Raw genomic sequence first — 20,804 nt, forward strand, 5'->3', positions numbered from 1 at the left:
GGAGAGTTAAAAATGAATGTTAAAGAAGTAGTAACAGAAGAGCAATTACATGAAGTATTACCTGTTTTACAGCAATTACGAATGAAACTTTCAAAAGAGGAAACAAGCTCTTTATTTCGAAATATGAAAGAAGAAAATTATAAACTATTTTCGCTGCGTAATGAGAATGATGAAGTTGTTAGCCTTGCAGGTGTAGCGATTTGTACGAACTTTTATAATAAGAAACACGTTTTCGTATATGACCTTGTAACAGCAGAAGCACATCGTTCAAAAGGACATGGGAAAGTATTACTCTCGTATATAGAGAACTGGGGAAAGGAAAACGGATGTGAGTCTATCGTCCTCACGTCAGCATTTTCAAGAATTGATGCTCATCGTTTTTATGAAAGAGAAGGGTATGATAAGGTGAGTTATTCTTTTTATAAAGAATTATAAAAAATAAGAAGAAGTTGTCCTGCAAAAGTTGGGAACAGCTTCTTCTTATTTTTTAAGTTATTATTGAACCGTAAATAGGTTGTAAGTTATGGTATATGTATTTGAAAAGGTTATATAGTGTATTTTGTCGAATTGTTTTAATTTAATAAAGAGGATGATTGGAGCGCTTATACTTGAAAAAAATAAAGAAACTATCAATCCCTAATGATGCTAGAGTTATTGTCATATCTGATATTCATGGAGAATTAAATCTTTTAAAAGAAGCACTACATAAAGTTAACTTTAAAGATGAAGATTATTTAATTATTAATGGAGATCTTTGCGAGAAAGGACGAGATAGCGTAGGCGTAGTAAACTACGTTATGAATCTTGTAAAGAACAATTCAAAGGTTCACGTTGTTGAAGGGAATTGTGAAGTTTTAGTTGATGCTCTTCTAAATGAAAATCCTGGTCTTATTAATTATTTATGTACGAGGAAGCATTCAATTTTTAATGAATGGCTAGAGCAATTGGGTTTTTCAGTTCATGAGGGCACTTCAATTCGTGAAGTGAAAGAAGCATTGTTAAGTGAATTTTCACAAGAACTATATTGGCTAACAGAGTTGCCAACAGCGATTGAAACAGAAGATTATATTTTTGTGCATGCCGGTCTAGAAGATAGAGTAGATTGGAAAGAAACTGAGCGCAAAAATGCGATAGCAATGCCGGAGTTTTTCAATCAATCACATAAAGCAAATAAGTATGTAATAGTCGGTCATTGGCCTGTCGTGAACTATTCTGAAGAAGCACCGTCTAATAATCCAGTTATTGATAAGGAGAAAAAAATTATTGCAATTGATGGAGGAAATGCAATTAAAGAAGCAGGGCAATTAAACGTATTTATTATTCAGAGGAAACAAACGGGCGATACGTTTTCTTATACATATGTAGACTATTTTCCAGAGTACGAAGTAATAGCGGATTTTAATGCGAATTCAGAAATGCAGGGCGGAGTGACATATCCGTATTATTACATAGAGCCTATCGAGAAGATGCAAGATTACACCGTATGTAAACAAAAGGAAACGAATAATGTGCTCACTGTAAAAAATGAATATATGAAACAACTTAAGTCAGGTGAATATACAGTGAAAACCGATATTTCTTGTGCGCAAATAAGCGTTAGGAAGGGAGATATCGTTTCTCTCATTGATGATAGCTGTTCAGGATATGATTTAATTAAAAAAGATGGCGTAGAGGGTTGGATAGAGAAAGGGATTTTAGTTGAGATAGAAAAAGTGAAAAATAAAACATTAAGCTGAAATAGGAGGGATATAACCTCCTATTTTTTTAAAGGAGTAGATTGCTTGCTGTCTTTAATAAGTAAATAAATCGTACTCGGCAGAATGATAAGCGTCATTCCTAAAAGAATTGCTAGTATGCCATAACCTCTATAGGGAGCAGAAACGATAAAAGGAAGTATCGCTAAAAAAATACCTGCTATCATCATTGAAATACTACTAATATTTGAAGCTCTTTTTTCAAGGTGCTTATCATTCCATTCTAATGAAACGGTTGATTTAGTCGTATCAATTTTGGAACTGAAATAACCTATTAATATAAATAAAAGCCCTAATGCTAAAAATATGAAATGATCAAGAGGAAGTGAAAAGCCAAGAGCGATGAGGCCGATGACAATATCGACAAAAAATAAGAATAGTAACATTGTGTTGCCGATCCAATGGAGAAATTTCTGGTTACTCGCTGCTTTAGATAAAGCTAAAAATACAAAGAATAAGAAGAAACATATAATTATATTTACGATTACAAAAGTGCTTTTATCCATTGTTGATGTAGGCGTTCCATTAAAGTCCCATTTCGTAACAATATTTGATGGTAAGAAGAAATATAGAATAATATTTGTCGTAACAATAGTGAGAAATAAAGCAATACTAAATCGATTCTTCACTGAATCACCAGCTTTCTAAATCAATAATTGGTATCTAATAACAAAATTATACAATATAATAAATGATATTAGTTTTGATTTTTCTGAAAAAATATTATAATTATATATGAAATAAAGAGGAATGCAGGAGGGAATTATGCAAAACGTTGTATTAATGGGGAAGAAAGTTACAATTCGTACAATAGAAGAATCAGATATAAAAACATTATGGAATCTCGTGTTTAAAGAAGAAAATCCAGAATGGAAAAAATGGGATGCACCGTATTTTCCGTTTTCAATGCAAGAATACTCTTCCTATAAAGAGAAGATGCAAACTCGTTTGCAAGAAGAACCACTGTCAAATTTAATTATAGAAAATAACGGTCAAATTATAGGGACGGTCGGATTTTATTGGGAGCATAAACCGACGCGTTGGTTGGAGATGGGAATTGTTATTTATAATCCAACTTACTGGAATGGTGGCTACGGTACAGAAGCGTTAACGTTATATCGAGATTTATTATTTGAAAAGATGGAAATTGGTAGAGTAGGGCTCACGACTTGGTCTGGTAATGAACGAATGATGAAAGTAGCGGAGAAAATAGGAATGAGCTTAGAAGGTAGAATGCGAAAGTGTCGTTATTATAACGGAACATACTATGATTCTATTCGAATGGGCATGATTCGTGAAGAATGGGAAGCGCTATGTGTAACGAAGGGGTGAGAAAGATTGTACGCTATTATTGCTACATTTGATCGTGTGTTTACTAATAAAATTACAGAACTGCAAAATGAATTAACAAATGTAATTGGAACAAATCAACTAGCTGGAGTAGAACCTCATATAACGATTGCGGATTATAATGAGTTAGATGTTCATTTGTATACTGAGAAACTAGGGGAGTTTGTAGCTATTCAAGAAAATATGGACGCAGTAACTTTTCTTTCTGTTGGAATTTTTCCTACTAATGGAACGGTCTTTCTAGCGCCGACCGTTACCGATGAATTGTTAAAACTTCATTATTCTTATCATGATTATTTTAAAACTTTTCATGACAACCCAAATTCATATTACGTACCGGGAAAATGGGTTCCGCATTGTACAATTGCAAATAGATTACATACAAAGCAGTTTTTAAGTGTAATGGAATATATTTATGGAAAGTTTGATTTTGCAACAGCTTCAATTGAGAAATTAAAATTAATTAAGGTGAATTATGAAAATGGTTTTGCCGTTTCTTCTAGTATATTAGCAGAATATAATTTAAAGAGAATGGAGACATCGAGATGACATATATAATTAGAGAAATGAAGCAAGAAGACATTCATGCTGTACAATCAGTAGCAAAAATAGCTTGGCATGATACATATGAAGGCATTATTCCAAGAGAAATTCAAGACAGTTTTTTAGACGAGGCATATTCTGATGAAAAAATGAAATATCGTCTTAAAAATACGCATTTATTCGTTGCGGAAGAAGAAGGAGAAGTAATAGGGTTTGCGAACTTTTCACCTGTTAGACTACAAAATGAAGCGGAATTAGGTGCGATTTATTTGTTACCAGATCAGCAAGGAAAAGGGATCGGAAGTGCTTTATTACAAAAAGGAATTAAAGCATTAAATGGGATACGGAAATTGTACATACATGTAGAAGCAGCAAATGAAAAAGGGAAACGCTTTTATGAAGCGAAAGGTTTTGCTGAATTAGAGCAATTTGAAGAAGACTTTGAAGGACATATGATGCAGACAGTAAGGATGGTTTTATACGTATAAGGAGAACTAGTAATGAAAATTTTTGATTTTAGTGAAAAAGTAGGAAAGCACCTATCAGTATTTCAACCTAATTTCATCATGTCGAAAATATTAAACCATCGAGGGAATATACATATCGGTGCTATGCATTTACACGAGAATGGAATCATCGGTAATCATGAAGCAGTTGTATCTCAACTGCTTCTTATTGTGAAAGGAGCAGGATATGTATGTGGGGTAAATAAAGAAAAGATAAATATAGAGGCGGGACAAGCTGTGTTTTGGGAAAAGGGAGAGCTCCATGAAACAAGTACAGAACACGGATTAACAGCAATTGTTATGGAAGCGGAGAATCTTGAACAAGCGATAGTAATGCCTATTATTCAAGGGGAGTTGTGAAAAATGATTGTTAAGGCGAATCAAGAAGATACCAATGAAATATTAAAATATTCGGCTCAATCGCTTTTTGAAGGGACGAGAGGGAATTGTCAATTAAGTACCGAGAAAGCAATTGAGATTACAAAGCCGATTGTAGAAAAAGGAGCATGCTATTTAATTATTAAAGAAAAAAATAAAGTAATGGGATGGATATTAATAGGGGAAAATACAGACTATTTTTCTCGTGAAAAACTTGGATTTATATATGAATTGTACGTTTTCCCAGAATATCGCGGGAGAGGATTATCGCGAGAACTGATGGAAGCTGGTATTAAGGAATTAAAGGAGAAGTATTCAGAAATTCGGTTGAATGTATTTGCTGGGAATTTTGCAAAAGAGATGTACGAAGAGTTTGGGTTTGTTGAAAGGCAGGTAATTATGACTTTGAAGTGAGTAGAATAGTCTGAATGAGAGAAGAGAAAATAATGATTTAGTGGCTACTTTATCGCTGGAATTTAAAGCGATAAAGTATAAAATAGATGGTTTGCCTTTATTTTATAGTCGATTTATAGAGTGTGCTTAAAAAACAAATAAATTAGTATTGTACAATATATCGTTATTATAGTAAAAGAGAAATTTTGGAAAAATATCATTTTTTTGTTTAGAAATTTTTAAATTATTGATATAATCAATTTGTAGAATTGATTATTGGTTAATTTTACTATTTTTTAATTTTAAGGGGGATTTAATAATGGCAGGACAAATTCGTATGTCACCAGAGGAGCTTAAATCGAAAGCGACTCGATATGGACAAGGTGCAAATCAAATTGAGGACATTTTACGTCAACTACAAAACTTACAAAATGAATTAAGAGGAGAATGGGAAGGTCGTGCTTTCGAAGGTTTTGACCAACAGTTCAATCAATTAAAGCCAAAAGTACAAAACTTCGCACAGCTATTACAAGAAATTAATATGCAGCTTAATAAAACTGCAGAAGCTGTTGCTAGACATGACGAAGATCTTTCTCGTAATTTCGGTCTACAATAAGACAGATAAAAAGAAATATATAATTTAGCCATGCAACCATACGTTGTATGGCTAAATTACTTTAAAACTAGAGTAAGATACGAAGTCTTTCATCAGATAGACTCGCAGTCGCAGGAGTGATAAGTAGTGAAAAAGTTCAAATGGAGCATCTTGTTGTTTATTATTTTAGCTCTTGTACTATCAACAGGGGTCTCCTATTTAGCATTAAATCAAAATGTTAAGAAAGCTAATGAGAATACTACACCAAAAATGACAGTTGCGTTGGTAAATGAAGATCAGGGCACTGTATTTGAGGGCAATAAAATAGCATTTGGAGATCAATTTGTTAAAAATGTAAATAAAAATACGAAACAAGAATGGTACGTAGTTAGTCGCGGGGTAGCAGAAAATGGATTGAAAAATAATAATTACAATATGATGATTGTTATTCCAAATGATTTTTCTAGGAAGGCAGTTGCGATTGATTCAGAGATTCCAGAGAAATTAACGTTAAACTACAAAGTAAATGCAACTGGGAATAAGGATTTGAAAGCTGAGGCAGAAAATACAGCTTCTGTTATTTTAGAAGATTTCAATAAGCAAATAATCGACGTTTATTTTGCGAGTATTATCGGTAAGCTACAAGGTGCACAAGATAATATAGGTAAAATAATTGAAAAAGGAAACGTTCAAACAACTATGTATAAAAAAGATATACATAGTCCGTTAGCAAATTACACAAATCAATTTAAAACAGTACAAGATTATACAGGTGTTTCTGTTAATAGTTTCAAAGGATTTCAGGATGTTTTAAAAGGTTTCGGTCAAGCGTTAGATGAAGGGAATAAATCAAACAGTACGTACTTAGATGGTTTTAATAACTTTCAAAAAATGCAAACTGATAACAATTTGTTAGCGAATAATTTCATAAATCAATTCAATCAATATATGAATGATATGAATACAGGCGATGCTTTAAAGCAATTAAGTGCATTGGAATCCGCTAATAAAATTATTTCAAATCAATTTACGTTTTCAGAGAAAGAACCGAATATTTTAACTGATGCTGCAGCGATTCAAAAATATTTAGCAGATGTAAAAAAACAAGTATCTGAATATGATACAGAACTTGCAGGAAAGTTAGAAAGTGATATTCAAGAGACGGTAATTAAGAAGTTAAAGCAATCTATGTCGAATGATGGAAAGCAAGAAATCTTCATAAATACATTAATGAAACAACCAGATGCTCGAATAAAGAAACAAATCGAGAATTTAATTGCGAAATTACCTAGTTTAAACATGGAAGAAATCGGTCAAAGCGATTTACCAGATGCGACGAAATTACAACTGCAAAATGTAATTCAATTTACAAAAAAATATAATAAAGAAAATAATTTTTATTATGATCCTGTAAATAAAATATCTTTAGGAAACGCTATTAAAGAAGTAAAGGATAGACTTTATACAGAGGGAATTACATTTAGTGATACTGCGAAAGTAATTAAAATGGAATCTCCGCAAATTTTGAAGATAAAGATTCCAGAAGAATTTAAACTAGATGGAAGTACAGAAGCTTTATATATTGATGATGTGGATCGTACAAGTGATTTTCTTCAAAGCGAAGCAGGAGAAATTACAATAGCTCCTCGTAATGAAGGGGATATAAAGATTGATCTGCATGTGAAGTTAAAAGATCCAAACATCAATATAGATGTTTTCTCTCCTGTAATGTGGCAGTGGGAATTGAGTGGGACTCATAAAAAAGAAACTAGTCCTGAAAAAGAAAAACCTAACAAAGAAGATAAAGGAACACAAACGGAAAATAGCAAGGTGGAAAATGTGGTTCATAAATCACAGTATGGCATAATGCCGTTAGTACACAGTGCTAAAAACCCTATTATTAAAAAAATGGAAAACACAACAGGGAAAGATAACGGAACTGGAGGAAACCCAGGAGGCGGAACGGGGAAAGATAACGGAACCGGAGGAAACCCAGGAGGCGGAACGGGAACAGACAACGGAACCGGAGGAAACCCAGGAGGCGGAACGGGAACAGACAACGGAACCGGAGGAAATCCAGGAGGCGGAACGGGAACAGACAACGGAACCGGAGGAAACCCAGGAGGCGGAACGGGAACAGACAACGGGACCGGAGGAAATCCAGGAGGCGAAACGGGAACAGATAACGGTAAAGTTACTGAAAGTACAACGAATCAAGTTGTACATCAAAAAGCAGAAGTATTAACAAAAAATATATCTAGTGTATTAATTAAAGAAGCAGTAGATACAGTCGAAAGTTATCAAGGTTTAATGAGCCTTTACGAAATGTATTATGGGATTGATTTAAGAACGAAAGATGTAGGTCCTAAGTTAGAAGAGGGAAGTTTAGATGCAATTGCGACGGATCAATCTTTGTACTACGTATTAAATAAACAAAGTTTAATTGATTTAATTTCAAATCTTGTTTCATCAAGTATTACTACAGAAATAAAGCAAGATATGTCAGGTTTAAAACAAAAAATAAACTCTTATCAACAATCTATTACTAGTGCGGATCAAAATTCTATGCTACTAGCGGAGAAATTAAATGGAACGACGCAACAAGCAACTAGTATGAATGAAAATTTAGGAGAGTATTTAAAAGGTTTAGCGAAATGGCGTGAGAATAGTTTAAAGCTAGTTGAAGAGCAGCAAGTATTAACAACAAATCATGCTGGTGAGCAAACAGCTATTTTATCGTTAGATTCTGGTATTAAATCATTAATGATGCAAAGTCAGTCATTGGTCGAAAGTTCGAAGCATAGTTTAGCAACTTCAGACGATGTATATAAAACATTTGATCAAATTAATGGACAAGCAAAAGAAATTCAAGACAGCGGAACGACAATTGTTTCAAAAGCTGATTTATTATTAAATGACTTTACGAAGAAAATGGAAGATGATAAATCATTCTCCAAAAACTTTACGAAAATTTTAGCGAATAGCCGTATTGGAGATCGTCAAAATGAGATGCTATATGACTTTTTAGCTAGTCCAGTTCAAAAGCAAAATGATGGAGTAATTGCAGCAGGTAATGCTTTTACACCGTACTTAATTGTATTAACTTGTTTCATTGTTGCATTATTTACAGCATACGCAATTGCGAATCAAGAAAAGAAACGAATGCAATCAGATCATTTTGAAGAGAAATTCTCATTAATTGATATGAATGTACCAACTACAGTAGTAGCTTTCGGTATATCAATTGTGGAAGGGATTAGTATAGGTATCATTTCTGGGCGTCTTTTAAAGTTCGGTCAGGATCAAAGTTTACTATGGATTGCGTTCATCACATTTATTATGATGGCGTTTGTATTGGTCTCAACCTACTTATTACGACAAATAAAAATGGTAGGTATGTTTATACTATTAGTATTTTTAAGCATGTACCTATTTTTAACTGAGGCAGTTGGAAGTAAAGTAGATCAAATGTCTTCTGTCGGAAAGATACGTCAATTCTCACCGCTTCAGTATATAGAAAGTTTTCTAAATGATTTTATTAGTGGTAAAGATACTGGGAAAGTTATTTTTGTCGTATTGTTTGTAATTGCCATTATTGGATTGGTTAGTAATCTATTTGTATGGCATAAGAAATGGGAGGAAAAAGAAGTAAATGATCAAACAATGGAGCATAGTGGCTAAGTTATCATTTCTCTCTATCCTTTTACTGTTTGTCGCGCTACCGATAAGGAGCGCGGCTGACAGTTATCTTGGTGATGATGGGAAGATTAAGTTTAAAGTGGATCGACTTGAAGAAAGCGACCAAGAAAAAAATAAAAAGGAACATAAGGAAACAGAATTAGATAAAGCATCGATTGAGTTATTTAACAAAGATATAGAAGAAGAAATTGAGAAAAAGAAAAAGAAAGAACAAAAAGATATGGAAGCTTTGCGAGATTCTCTTTTTACAAAAACAAAAGAGAATAATAGTGTTAAAGATACGAAAAATAGTTTGTTTAGCAGTGAATACATTGTCAGAAAAAGTGCAGATGAAGTAGCGAGTAATGAAACAATGAATGAAGAGCCAATTAGTATAACAATAATATTATTATTTGGCGGCGGCATTCTACTTATTTGCATCGGTATTTATACGGTTCTTCGTAAAAGTTGGAGGTAAAGCGATGGCAATACAAACACATATCAATGTGACAGTAGATTTTAGTAAATGGAATGGAAATACATATGATTTGCGTATTCCGAATCATCAATCTATTAAATATTTATTAAAAAACTTATTAGATACGCTAAAGATTGATAATCATGAAGGTTCACATTTTGTAATTAAAGTGAAAAATAAGTCAATTGTTTTAACAGATAATGATCGTTTAATTGATCACCAAATAACAGATGGAGATATTTTGCAAGTTTTATAAAGAATATTTTTTACTTTTAGTTATTTGAAAATAAGTTATTACGGGTTATAAAGAAAAGGAGAAGAGGATAAACATGACGGAAAAAATAATTCAAATTGATGCAATGAACTATCAATTTCAAATAGAAAAAGAAAATTGGAAATTGGAGATGACCAAATCTCAAACACGTATAAAAGACTTCCGTCAATTCGATATAATTACGGGCGAATCATCTGAATTTGTACCATTAACAATAGAAGAAACGGATGATATGTTTACGTTTCTATATCAAGTAGATAAAAAATTATATAAGTGGGACGATCTTAGCCGTTTTGGAAGAAATGAGAAATTAAGACTACTTCGGAATGTTGCGCAGTTTCGTAAATATTTAAATAAACGAATCACGTTCTTTTTACATCCAGACAATATAGTTTTTAATGCTAATTTAATACCAAGTATTATACATAGAGGAATTCGAGATATTGTTCCGCCAACCCCGTTATTAGAAGAGCAATTTTTAACACAATATAAGTGTCTAATTATTGCTTTATTCTCCCAAAAACATAACTTTGATGATTTGTATGCTGGGTTACTAAAAGATGCAAAAGAAACAACATTTGAACAGACCGTTGCTCAAATGGAAAGCTTAGATGCATTACTGCAGTTTCTTGATGACAGCTTTGAGAAGGAACAAACAAAAACAGAAAAAAATATGCAGTTAGTACCTAAAAAAAGCTACAAATCATTTAAATACTTAGCTTTTTCCTTCATAGCGGCGACAGTTATTTTAGCTGCTCCTTTAATATATTTCACTTTTATAAAATTTCCTTATCAAAATAAATTGTTAGAAGCAAATGCAAGTTTCATAGCAACTGATTATGACAAAGTCATTACGCAATTGAATGAAGAGGAGTTTGAATCATTACCGATTGCATCTAAATATGAGTTAGCATTTGCATACATTACAGCTGAAAAACTAGGTGAAGCTCAAAAGAAATCGATTATGAAAAATATTAGTTTGAAAAGTGATGAAAAGTATTTGCTGTATTGGATGTATAACGGAAAAGGTAATTTTGATAAATCATTAGATTTAGCTAAGACACTTGATGATCCTCAGCTTATTATGTACGGCCTTGTTAAACAAATTGAATCACTGAAAAATAATCCAGATTTATCAGGGGAAGAACGTGATCAAAAGTTAAAAACATATGAGCAACAATTAGATGAATATAAAAAGAAATATGGCAATTCATCAAACGATAAAAATTTGTCGGACACAGAGAAAAAAGAGTAAGCACTTGATGAGACAGTTGAAAAGGAGCAGTGAACACGGATGGAGCAACTATTAGTATTGACTTATGGAGACAAAATATATAAGTGCACATTACATCCAAATGAGCAATCAATAGTGTCGATTGGAAAAGAGTGGACAAATGATATTACGAATCCAAGTTTAGAACAAGAAGTAGAGTTAAAGTGGAATAATGAAGTAAATGCTTGGATGGTACAGGATCAATTAATAGAATTCAATAAGGAAATTGAGATTGGGAAAACAAGAGATATGAGCTTGAAAATCTTTATATCTATTGTTGGCACAACTAAAGTGTTTGATATTGGAACGAAACATTCTCTTACAGTGAGTCAAAACGATTACGATGATATTTCTATTACCGGGACTAGTGTAGATTTAATGCTATCTCGCGAAACGTTGTACGATTCTTTTAAAGTGAACGTGTATGGCGGGGATGTATTTCATAATTATACGAAGTTAAAAGATAGCGTTATGTTGGAATCAGGAGACGTATTATATTTTGATGGTATTTTATTGGAGATTGGTAGTGAAGACATTCAAGTACTTTCTTCAGAAGATAAAGTGAAATCTGCGTTACCTATTTTAGTAGAATCAGAAACGAATTATCAAAGTGGTTATCCAGACTATCATCGTTCACCACGTATTATTTACCGTGAACCAGAAGAGAAAATGACAATTGCAAAGCCTTCAAGTATGCCATCAAAACCAACGGAGCATTTAGCAAGAATCATTGCACCTTCACTTGTCATGATTGTCGTAACCGTATTACTTGCAATTTTCATGAAATATGGAATGTTTATTATCGCATCGATTGCGATGACCTTAGTAACAATCATTGTTTCTGTCACATCGTATATAAAAAATTTAAAGCAATATAAAGTCGACATTGTTGAACGAGATAAAAGCTATAGAGAGTATATAAAACAAAAAACGAAAGATTTACATGCAGAAAGTGAAAAACAGCGTCACGCATTACATTATCACAATCCAAATGTAGAAGTAATACGTAATATGGCAGTTCAAGTAAATCCTAGAATTTATGAAAAAACAATGTTACATCATGATTTCTTAACATTTAGCGTTGGAACAGGACAAGCTAATACGAGTTTTGAAATTCAATTTAATGAAGAAGAATTTAGTCAAACGAAAGATGAGTTAATTGATATAGCGCGTGAACTAAGACAGCGTTATCTATCATTAGAAGATGTACCAGTTGTAACAGATTTAATGAATGGACCAGTCGGTTATATTGGCCAACGCTCTTTAGTGTTAGAGCAATTACAATTATTAGTTGCACAAACGGCTTTATTCCATAGTTATTATGACTTGCAGTTTATTACTATTTTTCCGGAAGAAGAAAAAGAAAAATGGGATTGGATGCGCTGGTTACCTCATGGAAGTGTTCGCGATATAAATGTACGTGGATTTGTATACCATGATCGTAGCCGTGATCAAGTGTTAAATAGTTTGTATCAAATATTGAAAGAACGAAAATTAAAACTAGATGAAAAAAGTTCTACTAATGAAAAAATGTACTTTGCACCGCACTATGTCGTTCTCATTACAGATGAAAAACTAATATTAGACCATGTTGTTATGGAATTCTTTAATGATGATCCGAGTCAATTAGGTGTATCACTTGTATTTGTACAAGATGTTATGCAAAGTTTACCGGAGCATGTGAAAACGGTAATAGATATAAGAGATGCAAAACAAGGGAACATCATCTTAGAGCAAGGAGAGCTTGTTAACCGTCAATTTAAACTAAATCACGTACCGAAAGGGTTTAATTTAGAAGATATTTCACGGGCATTAGCACCATTAAATCATTTGCAAAACTTAAAAAATAGTATTCCAGAAAGCGTAACATTTTTAGAAATGTACGGCGTTGAAAAAGTAAAAGAACTGAATATCACAAGTCGTTGGGAGAAAAATGCAGCGCATAAATCTTTAGCTGTACCACTTGGATTACGTGGTAAAGAAGATATCGTAAACTTAAACTTACACGAAAAAGCACACGGACCACACGGATTAATAGCAGGTACAACCGGTTCAGGTAAATCAGAAATTATACAATCGTACATTTTATCTCTAGCAGTTAATTTCCATCCGTACGAAGTAGCCTTTTTACTAATTGACTATAAAGGCGGCGGTATGGCGAATTTATTCAAAAACTTACCGCATTTATTAGGAACAATTACGAACTTAGATGGAGCACAAAGTATGAGAGCGCTCGCATCAATTAAAGCTGAATTACAAAAAAGACAACGATTATTTGGGGAAAATGATGTAAACCATATTAATCAGTATCAAAAACTGTATAAAGAAGGCTTAGTAAGTGAACCGATGCCACATCTATTTTTAATTAGTGATGAATTCGCGGAACTGAAGTCAGAACAACCAGAATTTATGAAAGAGTTAGTTTCAACAGCGCGTATCGGTCGTTCACTCGGGATCCATTTAATATTAGCTACGCAAAAACCGAGTGGTGTTGTAGATGATCAAATTTGGAGTAACTCGAAATTCAAACTAGCACTAAAAGTTCAAAATACGTCAGATAGTAATGAAATCTTAAAAACGCCAGATGCCGCTGAAATTACATTACCAGGACGTGCTTACTTACAAGTTGGGAATAATGAAATTTATGAACTATTCCAATCAGCTTGGAGCGGAGCAGACTATGTAGAAAACAAAGAGGATAAAGAACATTTAGACGCAACAATCTATGCAATAAATGATCTAGGACAATATGAAATATTAAGTGAAGATTTAAGTGGCCTTGGTAGCAGTAAAGAAGTAATAAGCGTACCATCTGAACTGGATGCTGTTATTGACTACATTCACGATTACGCAGAAATAAATGAAATTGAAGCGTTAGCAAGACCGTGGTTACCACCACTTCCAGAAAGCGTATATTTACAAGACTTACATGCTATTCAGTTCACAGAAGCATGGACGAAAGAAAAGAAACCATTACAAGCAACAGTTGGTCTACTAGATCAGCCAGAATTACAATCACAAACACCATTAACACTAGATATTAGTAAAGACGGACACGTAGCGGTCTTCTCAAGTCCAGGCTACGGAAAATCCACATTCTTACAATCAGTCATTATGGATGTAGCTCGTCAGCATAGTCCGGAGCATTTGCATGTGTATTTAGTGGACCTTGGAACAAATGGTCTTCTACCTTTGAAAGGATTACCTCATGTAGCGGATACGATTACGATTGATGAATCTGAAAAATGTTTAAAGTTTGTTGAAAGATTAACTCAAGAAATGAAAAATCGTAAACGATTATTAAGTGAATATGACGTTGCAAATATTGAAATGTATGAAAAGGCAAGCGGGAAAGAAATACCACATATTATTATTGCAATCGACAATTATGATGCAGTAAAAGAAGCGAAGTTCTATGAAAGCTTTGAAATGCTAATTATGCAAATTGTCCGAGATGGTGCAAGTTTAGGAATTCATACCTTAATTAGTGCAGGGCGACAAAATGCACTTAGAATTCAATTGTACAATAATATTAAAATCCAAACTTGCCTATATATGATTGATCAAAGTGAAGTAGCTAGTATTGTAGGGAGATCTGATATAAAAGTGGAAGAAACAGCAGGAAGAGCGTTAATAAAACTAGAATCTCCTACATTATTCCAGGTTGCACTACCTACGAAAGCAGAAGATGAATTACAGCAAATTCAATTATTACAACAAGAAGCAAATGATATGGATCGAGAATGGGATGGAGAACGTCCGAAGGCAATTCCAATGATGCCAGAAGTGATTGATATTGCTACTTATCGTAAAAATAAAGACGTTACAAAAGCTCTACAAGCAGCAAGAATTCCAATGGGGCTTGATTTTGCAAACGTAGAAGTTGTAGCTCATGATATTGCAGTGAATGATCATTTAATGATTTATAGTGTAGATGATAGTATGAGAAAGCAAATTGTATCTAGCATCCTATCTCAATTGAATAAAGATTATTTTGAAAGTGTGACGTTGGTGGATACAGCAGAGTATAGTTTCGTTCAATATAAAGACGATGTGACGCACTACATTGTAGACGAAAATGAAATCAATATGCATGCGAAGTATTGGATGGAAGTAATTCGTGAACGAGCTTTTGAATTAGCACAAGCAAGACAAGAAGGTAGAGAAATTCCTGCATTCACAAAACAACTCATTATCATGACAAATGTTGAAGAGTTTAGTAAATTTGTTTATTTAGAAATGGAGGATGCAGCGACTTTAATTGATTTATCTCGTACAGTAGGTATTTACTTTGTATTAGCAGGTCACCACGACTACATGGACCGAAATCGTGAAGCTCTACCTATGAAAATGAGAAGTAAACTAACAGCAGCAATTATCGCAATGCCATTAAATGATCAAAGTATCTTCAATATAAAATATATAAGCAACGAAGCACCATTAGGTAAAGATGAAGTGTATTACTATCAAAAAGGGAACATAATGAAACTAAAAATGCCTAGAGTAACTAACGAGGTGACAGTATGAAATTAAAAAAGAAAGCTAAGGTGATGATAGTCGTGTCAATAGTGGCAAGTTTATTAAGTGGATGTGGTTTTGGAGAAAAGCAAATAGATTATAAGCCATTTGTCAAAGCTTTGGATGAAGGGGATATGGGGAAGGTAATGTCTGCTAGTGATGATGGATACGCGTATGTGAAACAGAGAGGTATATATAGTACATATGAACAAAAGGAAGATGGAGAGCACAGTAAAACAATCTATCAGACTTCGAAAGGTATATATAATACGAAAGATAAAAGTTTATATGGAAATACAACACAAGAAATTACCTCAGAAGTAGACAATAAAAATTATAAAGAAGAAGTTAATTATAGTACAAATATTAGTTATAAAAATGGACGGGTACAAAGTCCGGAATCGAATCTGGACGTTTCATATGTGAACTTAATTGTAGATCGTTTAAAAGGAATAGGGAAACTAAAGATGAAGCCCAAAGGTGATATAAAAAAGTTTGATCAACCTAGTACTGTTGGATACAAATTAACTGAATCAGATTTTCAGAGCATTATTAATGATAACTTGAAAATACAATATGATGAATATGGTGGTGGATCAATTGTACTGCATATTGATTCTAAAAATGGCTTAGAGCAGATATTACAAGTAAGTATCGTAATGAATTATAAGAAGAGAAATGATGAAGGCAAGTTAGTAAAATATATATCACAGATACACACATATTTTGATAGTCAGCAAGGTAATAATCAAGATGCAAAAAAAGAGTATATAAATTACAAAGAACAGTATAAAAACTATAAGTGATTAGGAGGGAAGAATATGAGTAAGGATGTGGAGCTAGATAAAAAACTAAAGATAAGTTCTGATTGGGGAAAATTGGAGCTAGCTGGAAAGGATATTTATCTATTTAAAGCTGGGGAATATCCTTATGACCAATCAAGTGAAACAAATAAAGAAACATTAAAAAAGAACTTTAACGCAGAACTTATAGATGATAAAGTTGATGAAAATACAGGATTTGCTGCATATGCTTTTAAAGATAGGTCTACAGGAGAAATTATAATAACATATGTAGGAACGGAAGATGCAACGGATGCAATAACAGATGGTGAAATTGGGGGACATAATATAACGGGTGCAAATAAAATGGTGTTAGGTAATTGGGAACACGATTTTACAGTTAGACAGTATGATCAAGGAGAAGAATTTTATTTGAAGGTTAAACATGATAACCCTTCTGCCAAAATTAGTGTAACAGGGCATTCATTAGGTGGTGGTTTGGCTAATACGGTATCGTTAAGGCACCAAGAAGATAATATTGAATCATTAACATTAAATCCAGCACCTGTATTAAACCGAGATATTGATAAATTTGGTAATGGATTTGATATGAATAATATTAGGAATGTTATTAACGAAAAGGATCCATTACATCTCGGAATAAAAGTGGCAGACTTTACAATCCCTGGGAGAATGTATATAATTCCAAACCAAGCATGGCATTCTTACGTTTTTTCTGAGAAAGATTATGATAATAATGGCAAGTTAATATGGTTTGATAAATTAACCAGTACTAATGATACTGGAGGGGATATAATTCCAGGTTTTGTAGAGTTTACCCAATCGGCAGGTGCTTTTTATACAGGACTTATAAATAAAAAGTTTGGAAGAAAAGTTTCTTTAGCGGAAGAACAAGTCGCAGGTATAGGAATAAACTTTATCATACAAGGAACACCGATTTCACCGATTTTATGGGCGGTACTTACTTATTCAGATGCTGTACAAGCTGAGAGAGAGTATAGAAAAATAAAGGATCAAGTGACAGAAAGTATTTATAACCTCAATAAAAAGTATGAAGGACTAAAATCTCAAATTACAGGAGAAGCAATCCAATTTAGTATAATGGCTACAATTGAAATAAAAGGAGCGGTAGATATCGCTGTAGAATGGATTGAAACAACTTTAGCGAAATGTAAGGAAAAAGTTTTAGAAGTATTAGAGTCTGTATTTAATACTGCTATAAATTTTTTAGCTGGAAGTGTTGTAGTATATTTAGCTACAAGTGAAATTTTAGAAATTGCAAAAGAAGTTGCAGCTTCTTACGTGCAAGATTTACTAGATTTGTTTAAAGGAGATTTTGTAGTTGATACAAATGTAGCTGCAATTGTATCTGAACATATATTAAGTCATCGTCACTCATTGTTAAATCTCTTTATGAATGACAACAGCAGGGGGATAAACCGTTCTTTATTAGGTGAAATTGCTAAAGATGTAAAGGAGTTATCAAAAGATTTAAAGCAATTAAACGACGATGTTTCAGAAGCGGTATTTTCTATGTTTGCAAAAGACGAAGAATTAGGAGCAGTTTCATATTATTAAAACTCCAAGTTTATAAATTTAAAAGAGAGGGGAATGAAGGTGGATTTACATACAATAATGTCAAGAGTTCATAGTACATTTCCAGCTAGTGGTGGACGAGAACAAATTATAAACGTTGTAGTGCAATTGGAAAAAGCAGCTGCATCTTTAACGGGGGATATTAGAAGGTTAGAGAGTAGTATTGATAGCACATTACAAGGAAAAACACGTGAGGCATTTATTGATCGTATCCGTCAATTAGAGAAAAAAAGACAAAAAATAGAAGAGAAAATTAGCGTACTAAAAGGGACAGTGAATTAATATGAAAGACTATATGGATAAAGTATTACCTTTAGGCAGTGTTGTAAGATTGGGTCTTAAAGAAGAGGAAGATGCGGAGTATGTAATCACTACGAGAGGTTTATTACTTGATGAAAACACATTCTATGATTATGGTGGAGTGTTGCATCCAGTGGGTTTAACCGAAGAAACGTATAAATTATTTAACCACACGGATATTGCAGAGGTTAAATTTGAAGGGTATCGAAATAAAATTGAAGGTCAATTCGCAGCTAAGTTTAAAATGTGGCGGAATGAGTTTGTTGAAAAAGTAATTGAAAAAAATAAAAAGCAACAACAAGCACAAGAGTTAGAAATAAAGGGAAAAAAATAAATTTAAAAGGAAATAAGCTTTCCTCTTCCAAAATGGAAAGAGGAAAGCTTATTTTGATTGAATAAGGGTGTCAGTATGAAGTTCAAGAAGAAAGCTAAGATGATGATAGTACTGTCAATAGTAGCAAGTTTATTAAGTGGATGTGATTTTTGGGGAAATCAAATAGATTATAAGTCATTTGTCAAAGCTTTGGATGAAGGTGACATGAGAAAGGTTATGTCTGCGAGTGATGATGGGTATGCGTATGTGAAGGAACGGGTTATTGATTTTACGACAGAAAAAAATGGTGATGACAGAATTCATAATACACTATATCAAACTACTGAAGGTATATATAATTTGAAAGAAAATTTATTGTATGGAGAGACCACTCAAAAAATAACAAGTGATATTAAGAACATAAAAGATAGACATAAGGATAATAAATATAAAGAAGAAGAAAAATATAGCACTAGGTTCATGTATAAAGATAGAAAGGGTTACAGTACTGATTCGAGCTTGGATGTTTCACATGTAAAACTAATTTTTAATAGATTGCAAGGTGTTGGGAGTTTACAACTGAAAGTAGATGGAAATAAAAAGAAATTTAATGAACCAAATACAGTTGGTTTTACGTTAACGGAATCACAATTTCAAGAAATAATTAACGATAAATTGAATTTGCAATATGATAGTTTTGAAACAGCATCAATTGTATTTAATTTTAACGATTTTAAAGATACGAAACAGCATCCAATGCAAATAATACAATTAATAATTTCAATTGTATATGAAAAGAAAAATAGTGAGGGGAAATTATTCACACATACTCAGCAAATATCTGTGAATTTTAGTAGTAAAAAGGATAATGATCAGGAAGCTAAGCAAGATTATATGAATTATGAAAAGTCTTTTCAAAATAATAAATCATTCTAAGGGATCTGATTTGTTTTGAAGAATTGAAGGTCAATTTGCAGCTAAGTTTAAAATGTGGCGGAATGAGTTTGTTAAAAAATAAAATAGATGTTTTGAAAAATGGTATTAATGAGAATTTATACCTTTTATCCTGTACGATGAAAATGGGGATATTTCGGTATTTTTATAGTTAGGAAAAAGTTATTCTAAAAGGAGTAAGTTGGGTGAATCATAGACGCAAGAAAAAGAAACCGAAACAAATAAGAAAAGAAGCTGTTCAGATAAAACCGATAGTAGAAGAAAAACCACTAAAGAAGAGTAGCAACAAGTTAGTTGATATTCTCCTAGGTATTCTTCTTTTTCCAATTCTTATATGGGCTGTCTTGGAAGGTTGTACAACACAAGTAAGCAAAGGGAAGACTTTCCTTATTATCGTTTTCTTTCTCTTAATTGCAATAGGGTTATCTATGATAGGAAACAAATAAGGGGGAGTGCAGATGTTTAAGAAGAAGGAGAAAAAAAACATTTACGTTAGATTGGTAAACACACAAGGGGAAATCATTCGAGAGTTTAATTGTACAGAAAAAGACTTGCGAAAAGTAAAAGAAAATGGTACTGAAATTCGTTTGGTTGGAGATAACTCATATGAGATGGTAGCAACCGATGAACAATTACAAAAACTAGCAAGAGCTGAAGCAGAAATCGAAGCGGAAATTAAGGCATGGGAAGATGCTTTAAATGAGAGTTTGGATGAACGCGAAGAAAGAGAAGCGAGACAGAAAGAATTGAAAGAAAAGAATAAATGGAGTACAAAGAAGAAAGTAATCGTATTTGGACTGATATTTTTTGTATTTATTGGATTACCTATTATCGAAGGGTATCAAAATAGTAAATTAGTTGAAGAAGGTACATCATTAAATGCAGAAATTGTAGGTAGGCATGTAGAGAAGGAATTCATGTTTACACACCCCACATTAGTAGTTGAGGTAGATGGTAAAAAGCATAATGTATGGGTAAGTGAAGAGACATATAACGGAGCAGAGTGGTTAGGTAGACTAAAAGTCATCAAAACAAAAGATGGTAAAGTTGAGAAAGACCCTAGATATGAGGGGAAAGACTTAATTACGAGTTATTAAG

The 20,804-nt window shown here is 32.9% G+C and carries 20 protein-coding genes and 2 pseudogenes; 21 read left to right on the top strand and 1 reads right to left on the bottom strand.

Going from position 1 to position 20,804, the window contains the following annotated elements; translation table 11 throughout:
* The first annotated feature begins 12 nt into the window (after positions 1-12).
* On the top strand, positions 13-435 hold the full coding sequence (locus tag N2V80_RS10080) for a GNAT family N-acetyltransferase (protein WP_001101112.1): 423 nt from the start codon (positions 13-15) through the stop codon (positions 433-435).
* A gap of 173 nt (positions 436-608) precedes the next feature.
* Positions 609-1,736: a metallophosphoesterase gene (locus N2V80_RS10085; protein WP_000721385.1), complete on the top strand. Its 1,128-nt coding sequence runs from the start codon at positions 609-611 to the stop codon at positions 1,734-1,736.
* A 20-nt stretch (positions 1,737-1,756) separates the two neighbouring features.
* On the opposite strand, the gene N2V80_RS10090 is transcribed toward N2V80_RS10085, so the two are convergent.
* The gene (locus tag N2V80_RS10090; RefSeq protein ID WP_000797170.1) at positions 1,757-2,383 is read right to left on the bottom strand and encodes a DUF1648 domain-containing protein; all 627 of its coding nucleotides are present in this window, start codon (positions 2,381-2,383) and stop codon (positions 1,757-1,759) included.
* Between the two features lie 136 nt (positions 2,384-2,519).
* On the opposite strand from N2V80_RS10090, the gene N2V80_RS10095 reads away from it, so the two are divergent.
* The 19 genes and pseudogenes from N2V80_RS10095 to N2V80_RS10180 all read left to right on the top strand — a co-directional run bounded on the left by N2V80_RS10095 (position 2,520) and on the right by N2V80_RS10180 (position 20,803).
* A complete protein-coding gene (locus tag N2V80_RS10095) occupies positions 2,520-3,086 on the top strand; it encodes a GNAT family N-acetyltransferase (RefSeq protein ID WP_001181863.1) in 567 nt (188 codons plus the stop codon).
* Between the two features lie 6 nt (positions 3,087-3,092).
* Entirely contained in the window at positions 3,093-3,653 is a 561-nt protein-coding gene (locus tag N2V80_RS10100) for a 2'-5' RNA ligase family protein (RefSeq protein WP_000270885.1), read from the top strand.
* Positions 3,650-4,135, top strand: a complete 486-nt coding sequence (locus N2V80_RS10105) for a GNAT family N-acetyltransferase (protein ID WP_000221048.1) — start codon at positions 3,650-3,652, stop codon at positions 4,133-4,135. Before N2V80_RS10100 ends, N2V80_RS10105 begins: the two co-directional genes overlap by 4 nt.
* A gap of 12 nt (positions 4,136-4,147) precedes the next feature.
* A complete protein-coding gene (locus N2V80_RS10110; RefSeq protein WP_030025429.1) occupies positions 4,148-4,513 on the top strand; it encodes a cupin in 366 nt (121 codons plus the stop codon).
* Between the two features lie 3 nt (positions 4,514-4,516).
* Entirely contained in the window at positions 4,517-4,945 is a 429-nt protein-coding gene (locus N2V80_RS10115) for a GNAT family N-acetyltransferase (protein WP_000635649.1), read from the top strand.
* Between the two features lie 298 nt (positions 4,946-5,243).
* Positions 5,244-5,540 (top strand): WXG100 family type VII secretion target, encoded by a 297-nt coding sequence (locus N2V80_RS10120; protein WP_000918601.1) that lies wholly within the window; start codon positions 5,244-5,246, stop codon positions 5,538-5,540.
* 126 nt (positions 5,541-5,666) lie between these two features.
* Positions 5,667-9,200: a type VII secretion protein EsaA gene (gene esaA, locus N2V80_RS10125; protein WP_340979785.1), complete on the top strand. Its 3,534-nt coding sequence runs from the start codon at positions 5,667-5,669 to the stop codon at positions 9,198-9,200.
* Positions 9,172-9,675, top strand: coding sequence for a type VII secretion protein EssA (essA, locus tag N2V80_RS10130; protein WP_000595658.1), 504 nt, complete (start codon positions 9,172-9,174; stop codon positions 9,673-9,675). Before esaA ends, essA begins: the two co-directional genes overlap by 29 nt.
* 4 nt (positions 9,676-9,679) lie before the next feature.
* Positions 9,680-9,931, top strand: coding sequence for an EsaB/YukD family protein (locus N2V80_RS10135; RefSeq protein WP_001007571.1), 252 nt, complete (start codon positions 9,680-9,682; stop codon positions 9,929-9,931).
* Positions 9,932-10,004: 73 nt separating this feature from the next.
* On the top strand, positions 10,005-11,204 hold the full coding sequence (gene essB, locus N2V80_RS10140; RefSeq protein WP_000136611.1) for a type VII secretion protein EssB: 1,200 nt from the start codon (positions 10,005-10,007) through the stop codon (positions 11,202-11,204).
* A gap of 39 nt (positions 11,205-11,243) precedes the next feature.
* Positions 11,244-11,525 (top strand): annotated as a pseudogene (locus tag N2V80_RS30515) (FtsK/SpoIIIE N-terminal domain-containing protein); the annotation flags it as partial.
* Positions 11,520-15,749, top strand: a pseudogene (gene essC / locus N2V80_RS10145) (type VII secretion protein EssC); the annotation flags it as partial. The pseudogenes N2V80_RS30515 and essC, both read left to right, overlap by 6 nt.
* Complete coding sequence (locus N2V80_RS10150; protein WP_000768470.1) at positions 15,746-16,546, top strand: DUF3952 domain-containing protein; 801 nt, start codon at positions 15,746-15,748, stop codon at positions 16,544-16,546. The pseudogene essC and the gene N2V80_RS10150, both read left to right, overlap by 4 nt.
* 15 nt (positions 16,547-16,561) lie before the next feature.
* Complete coding sequence (locus N2V80_RS10155) at positions 16,562-18,121, top strand: lipase family protein (RefSeq protein ID WP_000031234.1); 1,560 nt, start codon at positions 16,562-16,564, stop codon at positions 18,119-18,121.
* 39 nt (positions 18,122-18,160) lie between these two features.
* Positions 18,161-18,421 (top strand): hypothetical protein, encoded by a 261-nt coding sequence (locus N2V80_RS10160; RefSeq protein ID WP_000363098.1) that lies wholly within the window; start codon positions 18,161-18,163, stop codon positions 18,419-18,421.
* A 1-nt stretch (position 18,422) separates the two neighbouring features.
* Positions 18,423-18,773: a DUF4176 domain-containing protein gene (locus tag N2V80_RS10165; RefSeq protein ID WP_000656382.1), complete on the top strand. Its 351-nt coding sequence runs from the start codon at positions 18,423-18,425 to the stop codon at positions 18,771-18,773.
* A 75-nt stretch (positions 18,774-18,848) separates the two neighbouring features.
* Positions 18,849-19,688 carry a DUF3952 domain-containing protein gene (locus N2V80_RS10170; RefSeq protein WP_000669439.1) on the top strand — a complete coding sequence of 280 codons (840 nt, stop codon included), beginning with the start codon at positions 18,849-18,851 and terminating at the stop codon, positions 19,686-19,688.
* Positions 19,689-19,891: 203 nt separating this feature from the next.
* Entirely contained in the window at positions 19,892-20,152 is a 261-nt protein-coding gene (locus N2V80_RS10175) for a hypothetical protein (RefSeq protein ID WP_001016548.1), read from the top strand.
* Positions 20,153-20,164: 12 nt separating this feature from the next.
* Positions 20,165-20,803, top strand: a complete 639-nt coding sequence (locus N2V80_RS10180; protein ID WP_000473571.1) for a hypothetical protein — start codon at positions 20,165-20,167, stop codon at positions 20,801-20,803.
* The last annotated feature ends 1 nt before the right edge of the window (position 20,804 follow it).

Source organism: Bacillus sp. FSL W8-0640 (assembly GCF_038007725.1).
Taxonomy (GTDB): Bacteria; Bacillota; Bacilli; order Bacillales; family Bacillaceae_G; genus Bacillus_A; species Bacillus_A cereus.